Consider the following 14,292-nt stretch of genomic DNA (forward strand, 5'->3'; position numbering starts at 1 on the left):
AAAACATACTCTTTTTAAAAGGACATTTTTTGATTGAATGAGAAAGTCCTCATCAATAAAAATGATAGATTATAGAGTTAAATCTATCACTTAAAATTCTCCGTAAAGAAAACTCCTGCCGGAAAACTATTCTTATTTTTAATGTCAGCCTGTAAAGCTGGTGTTTTAGTAAAATCAAATATGGCAATATCATTTATTTTGTACTCTGAAAATCCCTTTAAAGTCGCAAAATAAACCTCTCCACTTACCGGATCAACACCTAAGCTATTGTAATATGTTCCGGCATCTTCTACATAATCTTTGATATTAGCAACTTTTTCCGTCTTATTTTGAGAGAAAATATGTCGATACAGATTAAAGCCTGCATTACTGAAATAAACAATATCATCTTTCGCAGAAAAAGCAGGAGCAACACCCCAACCGGCGCCAATACTAACATCTAAAGCATGAGACTCAACCGTATAATCAAGAGGATTAACTTTATTAATACTTGCCGGATTTGTACATGATACCCATAAGTTTTCATCATATGCCTTCGCGATACCAGACAAGGCACTTTCAAAAGGAATAGTATGTATAACTGTTCCATTCTGAATAACAAAAAGCTTCTTACTACCCATCACAAAAACTTTTTCTCCAACCACAGCCATACGATTTTTCAAGGCTCCGCCAGTACCCTCGACAAAAGTCAAAGCATCTGTAGAAGTATTTAGCATATAGACACCTTTATTATCACGAATATAAAGAGCCTCTTTTATTACCGCTAAATTAGTAGGCCAAGACAAAGTAGCATTATCATAAATTCTTTCTTTCTCTAAATTATCCGCATTAGCAATAGTCAGTAATCCCTCGCCACCATTCTTTGCTCCATTTTGAGAAAGTACATAAATTTTACTATCACTAATGAACAAATCCTGGCAGACATTACCGAGTAAAGTTTGATTTACCCGATAGTATGCACTATCCATCGCTGTTCCTTTTGAATCCACAAAGGTCAAAGTTCCGGTTTCATTACTCATATTTCCTTCATTCAAAATAAAAGTTCCTTTTCCAAACCGACCTTCTACCTTGGCAGTTATATTCGTTTGAAGAGTTTCTCCATTGCCATCCGACACAGTCAACCCTATAACATACTCTCCAGTCTTAGGTTGTGAAAACTTATATGTTGAAGCGGTTGAGACTTCTTTCCCATCTACTGTCCATAAATACTCCATCGTTCCGGACAGATTTTCAGCCCGGGCATCCAGATACAAGGTATCTAATTGCACTATCACATTACTTCCCGACTTATTTCCGATTAATACAGACGAATTCAAATTATCTTCATCATCACACGCTGTAAAAACAAATCCCAAGGCAACAGTTGCCAATACTAAAAACTTTCTCATTCTTACTTTTATTTTCAATTATTTCTTAGCTTATTTGCGAGCATCAATATCAACTCCTAAAACATGTAAATCCTCAACCCCTGATATTTCAGTAGAACATTCACCCAGCCAACCGTTTTCCTGATTGACACCAGTATATATCTTTATGAAATCGACTCCTGGCAGGTGTACTTTTTGACCTTTCGAATTTACTGCCCAATCTATATCAATAGCAGATTCATCCTTACTATTCAATTCATTATCAGCATAACCATATCGGAATTTATACAAAACAAAATAACTTCCTTGTCCACTCTCATCAACAGCATTTTGAGGCAAACAAGTTCCCTTAAATGTTACTTTATCTTCCTTTATCCATTCTGGGTAATAGCATTGATTATGAAATGTATTCTTCACTTTATATCCAGATTTTCCCTGGTTATCTTCCCAGCGAATATACATTTCTCTTTCTTCCGCAGTTGTCGGTTCTTTTTCCGGCCGATAGTAAGTAATTTCATAATTTCGATAAGTCTTCACATCATTCCCGGCAGCAACAGCCTTATCATACCATAATTCTAATGTAACATCTTCATGAGCACTACCAGCAATTTCATACCATTCATCATCATCCGGTCTCCCATTCTGATTTTTATCATAAGCCACCATGATAACTCCCGGTTCACAACTTCCTCCTTCTGGCGCGCCAGAGTCTGGATTAGCCGCAGAATAAAAAGCATTGCCAAGTACCCGAAAATCACGTTTCCCAGTAACATTGGTTATCGTATGGTCAAAACCGACTACAACATATCCTCCGAATCCCCCTAACGAAATCATCCCTTTTTTATTATTGCCAATGGCTGCCAATACTTTTTCATTCATAGCCTCCTGTGTATCACCTTCTTTATATACCGGCAATGTATTAGTAAATTGTCCGACAGCCGGAACAAAATCAAAAACTTTAGTAACATAAGCTGTCGCTCCTTCAGGAGCAGGTTCTATGTTTTCAAAAGTTACAGTAACCGTAAAGGGATAATCAAAACGACTCTCTCCCTGTGACACACGTAATGTCAATTCGTATTCTCCCACCTCTTCAAACATATACTCCAAGCTTTTCGTCTGAGCAATTTCAGTACCATCCAACAACCACACATAAGAGATTCCTTCGTCTGATTCACTTTCAACCTGCACTTTTAGTAGTTGATCTATCACAACCGCAAAACCACCCTCCGGTTGTGATACACGAATATCCTCCTTCTTTAGTTGATAAGCCACCGGAGTATCTTCTTCATCACTACACCCTGTAAATGCAGTTCCCCAAAATAAAGAAACTGCAATGACTAATGTTAGTCTTAAAATCTTTTTGTCCATTTTTATTAAATATCAGTTAGTTATTGAAATGTTTTTGTTGTAAAAGCAAAATGAGCCGGTATATCGCCTGCCCTGACTTTCCATCTTTTCTTTCCTTCAGGACTAAAACAATAGAGATAACCAGGCACAACATAACTTTTTGCATCTGTTACAAATATTTCTTTCGTCTCCGGGTTCACAGTCACCCCATACGGAATTGCTATTTCCGCCTCTGTTCCATCGGTTATAAAATTGCGAGAGACCATTTTATTTTGTTTCACGTCATAGAGAGCATAAGTAATTGTATTACTTTCTGTAACGTAACTCCATTCTACACTAGTCATGTAAATAGAGTCCCCACTTAAACACATTTCACTCGCGGCAATACCCAAGCTTCCTGTCACACAATCCGTTTGAGTATCTATAACAAAGACATTTGATCCGGTTCCATAATAATCCCCTCGCGAGCTAACATATATACGTCCATAACGATCCAACTTCATATGGTGAAGATTAATAGCTACATCAATTGTTTTAATAACCTGAAAAGTCTTCAAATCAATAACCGATACAGTCCGGTCATAATCAGGGAAACGATATCCGCCAGAATTGGCAACATAAAGTTTTCCATCCTTTATCACCATCTCTTCCGGTTGATAACCGACTACCACTTCACGGGTGATAGCTAAATTTGTCGTATCCACTTCAACCACTTTTCCCGGACGCGCATTGGGATCTATCCCAACAGGCCCCGCGTACGAACTGACATACGCCTTTCCATTACTAAAAGTGATATAACGGCAATTAACCACATCTATTTGCCCCAAATGTTGTGCAGTTTCCACATCCATCACCTCTATAAAATTGGAACAATTGATTACAGCATACAACTTGTCTCCATAAATCTGCAAATCATTTCCAACATCTCCCAGCTCCTTCACTACAGATGGATTCCGTTCAGCATAAATATTACGATGATACTTACCGGTAGTACTGTCATAAAAATCAAGTGTACACTTATTACTACCCATATTTCCTTCATTGAGAAGATACATTCCTTTAATATGAACACCCCCTAAAGGATCCTTACCGACTTCTATCTCATCAGACGGTAAAACCGGAAGCTCCCCCCGACAAGCCAGCAAACAGCAACTTGCTAATATTCCAAACAAGATGCGTGAAAAAATATTATTCACAATCATATAGTTAAGTTTAAAATGAATTTAAAGTTAGTTCCTGGCATCGGATAAGCCCTCACCACTTCATATTGTTGATTTAAAATATTATTGACTTCCAAAGCCAACTTGAAATCCTTCTTTTTCCAATTGAATTTCTTTGCCAGAGACACGTCACTTGTATACCAGGGAAGATAATAATTATGCGGAGTATTGGCCGAAATACCATAGCGCTCACCTATATATATAAAACTATAGTTTAGTTCCCATGATTTATATTCAGTATTTAGTATAGCCGAGCCACTATGCCAAGGTATATACGATATTTGTCCTCCATATGTATCCTCATCCAACTTATCAGTAAAATCCTGTGCTTTCTGATAAGTATATGATAAGCGGCTGTCAAAGGTCCAATTATCACCTAATTTCCAGCCTCCTTGTAAAACAACATCCACTCCTTTTATTTCAACAAACCCCAAATTAATCATTGTCCAACGAAAGAAATTATTGGTAGGAGTAGCTATTATTTTATTTTCCACTTCATTATAATATGCATCCAACTGAACATTCAAGGCTTGCAACCATGTTCCGGTAAATAACTTCTGATAAGTGAATCCAATATTATACTGATTTGTATATTCTGGTTTTAATTTGATATTTCCTATGAATGTATAATACAAATCATTTAAAGTCGGCATACGAAATATCCGCTTATAAAAGGCACGCAAATTAAAATCAATATTCTTGAAAGGTTTATAGGAAGCGATGGCAGTAGGAGTAAATTCCATTTTATTCCCAGCTGAAGTAGTATCCGAAGCAACGTTCTCATGCACGAAAGTTCCCAAGACACTAGCCTGAAACTTAAAACGATCAAAATGCAAAGAGGTAGCCGCTGCCACCAACGTCGTATTTCGCCGTGGATAAGGGAAATCAGTCAGATTGGCATTCAACTTATTCCACTGGTAGTCCACTGAAAGATTTATATCCCAAAAAGGAAGAACAGTGACTCTATTAGCCATTGACAAGTAAACCTCCTGTTGACGATATGTATTATTTACATACATAGTAGCCTCCTCTTTTCTGGGATCTGCCAAATAGTGTAAATAATCATATGCATATTTGGTATTCAACAACAGACTATATGCTTCACCAAAATCTTTCTTGAAAGAAGACTGAAGAAAGAAATTGGTATCCCATTGGCGATCTTCATGTGAAAAACGATTCCGCACAACAGCACCGGGATACCCACGTTCTGAATTATAAAAATAAGCTTTTGTGCGCCAGTAACCGCCTTTTATTTTACCATATAAACCACCTTCCGTGCGTAAAGCATTCACATCGCCATTACGGCGGACTGCCGTAGTATCGTATCCCCCAGCTACTGCATAAGTAAATTTATACTTTCCGGTGGTATACATATATTCAGTACTAAGTGACGCACTTACATTCTCACTTAGTTTCTGTTCCCAAAGTAGAGATGGATTGACAACGCCAAAGGAACCTGTTTTAAAAGCAGCTTTTACATGATAAGCCTTATTCGCCTGAAAAACAGGCGTTCTCGACTGAAGATAAATAGAACCGGCAGAACCGAAATCTTTCGCCGGCTGGAAAATAGCACTTTTCTGCCCATTATATAAAGTAACGGCCTCCATATTATCCAAAGAAAAGCGTCCCAAATCAATCACTCCATTCTGTGCATTCCCCAATTCAATGCCATCATAGAACACTCCGACATGATTCGTCCCCATACTTCGGATATTTACGGTCTTCAATCCTCCTATTCCACCGTAATCCTTTATTTGCACTCCCGAAAAATAGCGTATGGCATCTGCAACCGAATGTACGGCTAATTTTTCTAACTTATCACCAGATAAAGACTGTACCGGAATCACTTCCTTATTAATTTTAGCAGTAATTACTACTTCATGAAGATGGTGTAAGCTATCCAGTTTACTTTGTGCTGATAGTAATAAAAACATGCTCGAAAAGCATCCTATCCAAAATACTCTAAAATGAATCTGCCTGAACATAATCCTCCTGTTTATTAATTTAAATAATAAACTTTCATAAGGTTACAGCAAGGATGCAATTTTCTACATACTCAAACCAATATACGTACTTCTCCCCCGTATAATGGTACATTCAAAAAGGCATATTTCTCCTTTCTGAAACTTCACATCAGCAATTAAAGATGTATTTTGAATTAAAAACTGCACTCTTCAAACTCTAATCCCGGAAAGTTTCAAGAATTCAATTTTGGCAGGTCTTCTGACTTACTCCATTTTCCTAACGCCCTTCCCATCTCTCCAAAGCGAGACAGTGGATTTGAGTATTGTAGGAAAACTTCTGGCGGAGCTTACAGCAGCGGGTCTGTTCAGGATTTACACCTGATTCCCTTTTCACCATTCTTCCGTAGCATCGGACGAATGACACCAAAATTTCTGCGGCAAAGATACATCAAATAGAAACAAATCAGAAGAAAATTCTAATGAAAATAAAAACAAACTAATAATTAGTCCTATCTTTGCCACTCGAGAGCATCCACTAATCTTTTTTCTAATTAAAATCTGTATAAAAGTGAAATCTCCAATCTTAACCATCGCGCTACTATGCCTCTTCTTTTTGGCAAGCTGTATATCACGTAATAAAACATCTCTGGAGAGATTCAATCAGGATATATATACTCCCGAATACGCTTCCGGATTTAAAATCCTGGGGGCAGACAATGCGGCCAGTACCCTCATTCAAGTTTCCAATCCATGGCAAGGAGCACAGGACGTGAAAATGTCCTATTTCATTTCGCGCAACGGAGAGCAAGCTCCTGCAGGTTTTAATGGTCCTGTCATTCCTGCCGGAGCCAGAAATATCGTATGTATGTCTTCTTCCTACATCGCCATGCTCGATGCATTGGGAGAACTCAAACGTATTGTCGGAGTATCCGGCATCAATTACGTGTCTAATCCTTACATTCTCGCCCACAAAGATTCAATCAAAGATATGGGAGCGGAAATGAATTACGAGTTGTTGCTGGGATTAAAGCCGGACGTCGTACTATTATATGGTATTGGTGATGCTCAAACAGCTGTTACAGATAAATTGAAAGAATTAGCCATACCTTATATATATATGGGAGAATATCTGGAAGAATCTCCACTGGGAAAAGCCGAGTGGATGGTTGTTCTTTCCGAATTGATTGACAACCGGGAGAAAGGGATTGAAGTGTTCCGGGAAATCCCGAAACGCTACCATGCTTTAAAAGCTCTCACCGACTCCATCAGCCAACACCCTACCGTCATGTTCAACACTCCATGGAACGACAGTTGGGTAATGCCTTCCACCCAAAGTTACATGGCACAGTTAATCGCAGACGCGGGTGCAGACTACATTTACAAAGAGAACAATTCCAACAGTTCAACTCCTATCGGATTGGAAACAGCCTACGGACTGATACAGAAGGCAGATTATTGGATCAATGTAGGTTCAGTCACCACATTAGATGAATTAAAAGCGGTCAATCCTAAATTTGCAGATGCTAAAGCCGTCCGAGAAAAGACAGTCTACAACAATAACCTGCGACTGACATCGACAGGAGGCAATGATTATTGGGAATCGGCAGTTGTTCGTCCTGACGTGGTGTTGCGTGATCTGATTCATATTTTCCATCCGGAACTCGTTTCCGATTCACCTTATTATTACAGACACCTGGAATGAAACAATCCCGCAGACGTACCGCTCTATTATTCATCGCATTAGGAATAGTTGCCATTTTATTACTATTAATAGATATGGCAACGGGAGATACTTTCATCCCTATATCAAAGATATGGACAGTACTCACCGGGGGGGAATGTGACGAAACCACCCGCAATATAATTCTCTCCATCCGCTTTATCCGCGTCATAGTGGCTGCATTAATAGGTATAGCGCTTTCGGTTAGCGGTCTGCAAATGCAGACAATTTTCCAGAATCCGCTGGCAGATCCTTACCTGTTGGGAGTAAGCTCCGGGGCGGGTCTTGGAGTGGCATTGTTTATACTAGGCGCCCCGCTTCTCGGTTGGACAGATTTTCCCTTTCTGCAATCAGTCGGTATTGTAGGTTCGGGGTGGATAGGGACTTCCGCCATACTGCTAGGAGTAGCCATCATCAGTCGAAAAGTAAAGAATATATTAGGTGTACTGATTATGGGAGTCATGATAGGTTATGTGGCGGGAGCTATCATCCAGATATTACAATACCTAAGTTCTGCAGAACAACTGAAAATGTTCACACTCTGGTCTTTGGGCTCACTTAGCCACATCACGACAGGGCAATTAACGATTATGCTACCAGTAATATGCATAGGATTACTACTATCCATCGCCTGCATCAAATCACTGAATCTGTTGTTGCTTGGTGAAAATTACGCACGCACCATGGGAATGAATATCAAGCGCTCAAGAACGCTTATTTTTATATCTACAGCGTTACTGACAGGAACGGTCACAGCCTTTTGCGGTCCGGTAGGATTCATCGGGCTGGCTATCCCACATATCACACGGATTCTGTTTGACAACGCCAATCACCGGATATTGATGCCAGGTACAATGCTGACAGGGTTGATCGGGATGCTGATTTGTGACATCATAGCCAAGAAGTTTCTGTTGCCGGTGAATTGCATCACTGCGCTATTGGGTGTTCCGGTTATTTTATGGGTAATAGGTAAAAACTTGCGTATATTCAAATGATTCAACTAAAAGATCTGACATTAGGATACGAACAACGTATATTGCTGGAGAAAGTTTCCACCCATATCACGGGTGGGCAACTTGTCGCACTGCTCGGACGGAATGGTACAGGAAAAAGCACGCTTCTCCGTGCCATCATGGGGCTAGAAACACCTAAAAACGGAGAAATCATCCTGCATGGGAAAAACATTGCTTCACTGAAACCGGAGAAATTAGCCCGGAAGATTAGTTTTGTAACTACCGACAAAGTACGCATCGCCAACCTACGTTGTAAAGATGTAGTCGCATTGGGACGTGCTCCTTATACCAACTGGATCGGACAGTTACAGGCGGAAGATGAGAAAAGAGTGGTTACCGCCATGCACCTGGTAGGAATGTCCGATTATGCAGAAAAGACAATGGATAAGATGTCCGACGGAGAGTGCCAACGAATCATGATAGCACGCGCACTTGCACAAGACACACCTATCATTCTTCTTGATGAACCTACTGCTTTTCTGGATTTGCCTAATCGCTACGAACTCTGTCTGCTACTGAAAAAACTCGCACAAACGGAAGGAAAATGTATCCTGTTTTCCACACACGACCTGGACATTGCCCTGTCTCTCTGCGACACGATCATGCTGATTGACAACCCACAATTGTATAGTCTCCCCACAAATGAGATGATAACGAGCGGACATATAGAAAGACTATTCCGGAACGAGTCTGTGACATTTGATGCACAAGCTATGAAGATAATCATCAAATAAAAACAAAAGTTTACTTCAGACGGAGAAAGCAACTTCTCCGTCTAAGAACCTCCATGTCATTGAGCAGGATTCGGGCAAAGATAGCTTCCTCCTCTCAATAAAACTATGCTTTGGCTGTTTTCACTCCAAAAGCACAATAAGTCAAATAAAACACACAAGCTAAAGTGACAAAAACGCCTCCGATAACACCTACTGTTCCAATCGCAAACCCAATAACTGGAGTAACTACTCCGCCACCGGCAACAGCAGTAATCATCAACCCTGAAATTTGATTTGCTTTTTCCGGTCTTGCCTGCAAAGCCATCGAATAAATGATAGAAAATACGGATGACGCAAAGAAACCGACAGCACCGATACAAATCAGATTTACCATATCGTTTTTCACAAAAGCCAGAATAAGCAAAGAGAAAATACAGGCAACAATATTCACACGGAAATATTTTATTTCAGCGATACGGGCCAACAAGAAAGCACCCAATAAAGCACCTACCGTACGACTTAAAAAATAAACTTGTGGAGCAAACTTCACTTGTTCTGTCGTCCAGTCAAAACGTTCTGCCATCAGCTTAGAACTGATAAAGTTAGTGGCAACATCTACCCCCACAATAAAGAAGATACCCAAAAATAACAACAGAATCGTTTTATCCTTCAACAAAGAAAAAGTATCACTGATAGAAAGTTGTTGGGTTGCAGCACTGGAATCTTCTCGCTTAACAGGGGTAGCCATCAGCCAAACAGCGGATAATAATGTAATAAAACCTAATATCGGGAAGCAATAATACCATTTGTCGTCTCCAAAGTGAGCTACAGCCAACAATACAATCTCCGGCCCAACAAGAGAAGACACAGCTTTGATTACTTGCCCTGCCGTCAAACTGCTTGTCAACAAACGTTGACTGGTCACTACATTACTCAACAATGGATTCAGTGAAACTTGCAGAATAGCGTTACCAATTCCCAAGAGAGCATAAGCTATCATACAAGTCGCGCTATTATAAACGACCAATGGTAATAACATACCCACTACCGTTATTCCCATACTAAGCAGAACCGTATTTTTACGTCCCCATTTGTTCATCTGATTTCCAATAGGAATACCCAAAAACAGGAACCAGATAAATACTAATGAAGGAACAAATCCCGTCATCACAGGAGACCAGTTGAAAGTACGTTGAACATAATCGGACGAAATACCGACTATATCACAGAAGCCCATTACAAAGAACCCGAAGAGAACGGGAAGGGCGGCATAAATAGAGTTTTGTGTTTTCATGTTTAACTCACTATATTATAAAATGTAGAATCCCCGGTGCCATTGTCAAGCGACATCGGCACCGAGGTAAATAAGCTGTTTATTCAGAACAATGAGGCGGATTTTCCACTCCCCATTTTTCATTCGGTTGATTACCCATTGTGAGTTTCAATGTTCCACCTTTATAGAGTTCATCCCGGTACATCCAACATTGTTCCAGCGGTTTACCGTTCAACGTAGCAGACTGTACATAATAGGCATCCGGTGTATTACCAGTCGTTTCAATCACAAACGTTTTTCCCGTCGCATTCATCGGGCTAAGTTTGATTTCAATCTTATCAAACAACGGACTGCCAATCTGGAAAGTCGGCCGTTCACAAGAACCGCCCTGTACATCGAACAATCCCATTGCCGCCATCACATACCAAGCTCCCAACTGTCCCTGATCTTCATCCTGACCGTAGCCATAACCATGCTCTCCGTTTGTTCCGTAAAACTCATCACAAATCAAACGCGTCCATTTCTGTGTCAAGTAAGGTTTACCGGAAAAATTGAATAACCAGGAAATATGAAGACTAGGCTGATTTCCATGATTATAAGGGCTCTGTAAACCCGAGAAGGCATTTACAACCTTTCCACCGCCAAAGATCGACTTACGAGCTTCCGTAAAGATAGAATCCAACCGGTTGTTAAATTCATCCTTTCCAACCTTTTCAATCAAACGAGCCGGATTTTGTGGAACAAAGAAAGTATATTGCATCGCGTTTCCTTCCTGAAATCCTCTCCATGATTCCAATGGATTAAAGTTATCAATGAACTCACCACTAGGCACTCTCGGACGAATCATCTTCAACGAATCATCGAATAACTTCTCCCAACCGGCAGAAAGTTCCATCAAACGTTTATAATCCTCCGTACGTCCCAAGGCTTTTGCCCATTGAGCCACCGCATAAGCACTAAAACTATATTCCAATGTATGAGATACGGAGAAACTGGAACCTTCCGGATGGGTGCCGAAATGAACACTATTCTCATAAGGCACATAACCTTTTTCAACAAACTGTTTTACGTCCATTTTGCCCGCACCTTCAATACGTCCTTCCCAGCCCAGTTCATTCTTCAATGCTGCCTGATAAGCTGTTTCCACATCAAAATTGCGAATTCCACTGTTATAAGCACCTGCCAGAGTGATACTCACCATGTTGGTTCCTACCCCGGAAACATACTTACTGGTTGCAATACCATCACCCAGCCAACCAGCATCTTTATACACCAGCAACTGACTGTTTACAAAGTCATTATAATATTCCGGATATGCCAATGCCCAAAGAGAAGTAAGATTCCAGTAAGCTCCCCAAACCGCATCCGTATTATAATGATTATGTTCCGGTTTGCCATCTTTATTTAAAGGTATCTGACCGATAGTACCGTCATTTTTAGGATAAGCCCCGTTCACATCACTCGCGAGTCCTCTACCTAATAATGCATGATACAACCCAGTGTAAAATTTGATTTTGCTATCTTCCGTACCACCGGAAACCAATATGCGGCTCAAAGACTCATTCCATTTATCTGTGGTCGCTTTCATAGCCTCATCAAAAGTAAGGTCTTTCGCTTCTGATTCCAAATTCACTTTGGCATTTTCGATGGAAGTATACGACAGACCTATTTTTACATTGACTACCTCATCTTTCTTTGTTTTATAATTCAGACACATGATAGCCCCGGGCCCTTTTATTTCGTTACGAGCCGTTAAAGTACTATCCTGATAGAATACCTCGACAGATTCCGGCGCACGATCCAATTTAGCATAAAAATACATGGCAACGGAAGCGCCTGCCTGATATTTCTTCACGTATTCTGGCTCCGTAATCACGTAACCTTCAATTGTATTTCCATCTATCTGTTTGATATACGCATCACGCACTGCTCCACTTTCTCCCTGACGATTACCTATATTAAACAAAATATGAGCATTCTCCGACTCGAGAAATGTATACCGCTGAAATCCGACACGAGCCGTAGCGGTAAGTTCTGCCTTTACCTGATAATCCTTTAATAATACAGAGTAATATCCCGGACGCGCCATTTCATCTTTCTTATCAAAACGGGAACGGAAACCTTTATCAGGGTCTTCCAGTTTTCCGGGATTTGTTTTTACTTCTCCCGTTACAGGCATTAATGCAATGCCACCTATCTGAAACTCATGCAGACAAGGAAAGCCATCAATAGAAGTATGACCGTCTTCATAACCTACAGCCTCCCAACCTTGATTGTTTCCATACGTACCATTTGTAGATGCACCTAACTTAGCCAAGCCGAAAGGCTCCGCAGCCGGAGTATAGAAAAACCAACGACTATGTACAGTTCCAATATTAGGATTCACATACTCTACCAGATTGGGACGATCAGGTGTTTTGCACCCTACAACACCTGCCAGAATCAACAGGCTACCTATCCATTTTAATTTCATCATTTATTTATTTTTCTGTTTGTAACTTCTCCTTTAATCATCGCCACACGTGCATAATACTCCGGCACACACGAAGCATCCAATAACCATTTCGGCTTACGTTTTTCATCAGTCCGCCCTGTCCAGTCATGATACATCAGTCCCGCCTGGTCACGTGCATGTTCCCAAGCATAATCCAGTCCTTTTATCATCGTATCCACATACTTTGAATCCCCCGTAACATTGTACAGATCGTGATAACCTCTAAACAAAACCAAATTAAACCAAGGCAAATCTGCAATATAAGGAATACCGTCTTCCGTATACTTAAAAAACACTTTGTAGCTTCCTTCTGCCAGAAATTTAGCATTATCCAGATACGCCTGCTCACCCGTATAATTATATAAAGCTACAGCTGCTTGTAATAAAGTACCTGTATTGTAAGTATACAAATCCGGGCATACTGCCGAAGTCGTTGTTAACCATGAATTCCAAACGACTCCTCTTTCCGGATCTTTCAGATATTTATCAATCCAATGATAGAACTTCTTTCCCACCTCCAGATAATACTCATCTTTAGTTGCTTCATAAAGTTTTAAAGCCAACACCATCGCTTTTCCGTTAGAACAGGCAGGTTTCTGATCTTTCACTCCTTCCAACCAAGAAACAGCTCCTTCAAAGTTCTCATCCCAGCCACTTAAAATAAAGGTTAATACCTGTTTCGCTTTCTCCAGATAATGAGGATTTTTAGTTACCAAGTAAGAATCAATATAATCAATACCCACTAAACCATTGTCATCATAATAGCGGTCTACCTTTCCAAACTGAACAGGATAAGCCTGATAACCAAAAGGAACACGCGTTGTATCATAGTAACGTTCCATCGCCATCACCATCGAATCGACATAAACCGTATATTTCTCCGGTTCGATGGCAGCCATCACCACTGCCGAAGAAAAGACACCACTCATAGGCCACAGATAAGAAACTTCCTGCGCTTGCCGGGTGGAATCATTAAAATAAGTCAGATCAGGACGATGACTGCTTGGGTAATATTCAGAGAAGAGACCGTGTTTGGGAACCCGGTAGAGTTCCCAAACACGCTGAAACATTTCTTCTGCCTTATCTTTATTCGGAGTCGTTTTTGATTCTCCGGCACAAGAAAGAAGCACGAATACCGTCGATACAAATAAAACTATATTTCTAATTTTACTATTCATATC

The 14,292-nt window shown here is 40.3% G+C and carries 10 protein-coding genes and 1 riboswitch; of the genes, 3 read left to right on the plus strand and 7 right to left on the minus strand.

What is annotated here, in order from left to right; translation table 11 throughout:
• Positions 1 to 86: 86 nt before the first annotated feature.
• Genes BSAG_RS22225 through BSAG_RS22210 form a run of 4 tightly spaced genes read right to left on the minus strand, consistent with a single transcriptional unit; the run spans position 87 to position 5,919 of the window.
• Positions 87 to 1,388: a DUF5074 domain-containing protein gene (locus BSAG_RS22225; RefSeq protein WP_004313554.1), complete on the minus strand. Its 1,302-nt coding sequence runs from the start codon at positions 1,386 to 1,388 to the stop codon at positions 87 to 89.
• A gap of 30 nt (positions 1,389 to 1,418) precedes the next feature.
• A complete protein-coding gene (locus BSAG_RS22220) occupies positions 1,419 to 2,735 on the minus strand; it encodes a PKD-like domain-containing protein (protein ID WP_004313553.1) in 1,317 nt (438 codons plus the stop codon).
• A 20-nt stretch (positions 2,736 to 2,755) separates the two neighbouring features.
• The gene (locus tag BSAG_RS22215; RefSeq protein ID WP_004313552.1) at positions 2,756 to 3,916 is read right to left on the minus strand and encodes a DUF5074 domain-containing protein; all 1,161 of its coding nucleotides are present in this window, start codon (positions 3,914 to 3,916) and stop codon (positions 2,756 to 2,758) included.
• A complete protein-coding gene (locus tag BSAG_RS22210; RefSeq protein ID WP_004313551.1) occupies positions 3,913 to 5,919 on the minus strand; it encodes a TonB-dependent receptor in 2,007 nt (668 codons plus the stop codon). The genes BSAG_RS22215 and BSAG_RS22210 overlap by 4 nt, the downstream gene beginning before the upstream one ends.
• 210 nt (positions 5,920 to 6,129) lie before the next feature.
• Positions 6,130 to 6,341, minus strand: a riboswitch (cobalamin riboswitch).
• 125 nt (positions 6,342 to 6,466) lie between these two features.
• Here BSAG_RS22210 and BSAG_RS22205 point away from each other — a divergent pair.
• Genes BSAG_RS22205 through BSAG_RS22195 form a run of 3 tightly spaced genes read left to right on the plus strand, consistent with a single transcriptional unit; the run spans position 6,467 to position 9,365 of the window.
• A complete protein-coding gene (locus BSAG_RS22205; RefSeq protein ID WP_004313549.1) occupies positions 6,467 to 7,600 on the plus strand; it encodes an ABC transporter substrate-binding protein in 1,134 nt (377 codons plus the stop codon).
• Positions 7,597 to 8,613, plus strand: a complete 1,017-nt coding sequence (locus BSAG_RS22200) for a FecCD family ABC transporter permease (RefSeq protein ID WP_008015575.1) — start codon at positions 7,597 to 7,599, stop codon at positions 8,611 to 8,613. The genes BSAG_RS22205 and BSAG_RS22200 overlap by 4 nt, the downstream gene beginning before the upstream one ends.
• Positions 8,610 to 9,365, plus strand: coding sequence for an ABC transporter ATP-binding protein (locus BSAG_RS22195; RefSeq protein WP_004313546.1), 756 nt, complete (start codon positions 8,610 to 8,612; stop codon positions 9,363 to 9,365). Before BSAG_RS22200 ends, BSAG_RS22195 begins: the two co-directional genes overlap by 4 nt.
• 103 nt (positions 9,366 to 9,468) lie before the next feature.
• Here BSAG_RS22195 and BSAG_RS22190 read toward each other — a convergent pair whose 3' ends face one another.
• From BSAG_RS22190 to BSAG_RS22180, 3 genes are all read right to left on the minus strand, one after another.
• The gene (locus BSAG_RS22190) at positions 9,469 to 10,638 is read right to left on the minus strand and encodes an MFS transporter (RefSeq protein ID WP_004313545.1); all 1,170 of its coding nucleotides are present in this window, start codon (positions 10,636 to 10,638) and stop codon (positions 9,469 to 9,471) included.
• Between the two features lie 79 nt (positions 10,639 to 10,717).
• A complete protein-coding gene (locus tag BSAG_RS22185; RefSeq protein WP_004313544.1) occupies positions 10,718 to 13,093 on the minus strand; it encodes a GH92 family glycosyl hydrolase in 2,376 nt (791 codons plus the stop codon).
• Positions 13,090 to 14,289: a glycoside hydrolase family 76 protein gene (locus tag BSAG_RS22180; protein ID WP_004313543.1), complete on the minus strand. Its 1,200-nt coding sequence runs from the start codon at positions 14,287 to 14,289 to the stop codon at positions 13,090 to 13,092. Before BSAG_RS22180 ends, BSAG_RS22185 begins: the two co-directional genes overlap by 4 nt.
• Positions 14,290 to 14,292 lie beyond the last annotated feature (3 nt).

This window comes from Bacteroides sp. D1 (assembly GCF_000157095.2).
Lineage (GTDB): Bacteria > Bacteroidota > Bacteroidia > Bacteroidales > Bacteroidaceae > Bacteroides > Bacteroides xylanisolvens.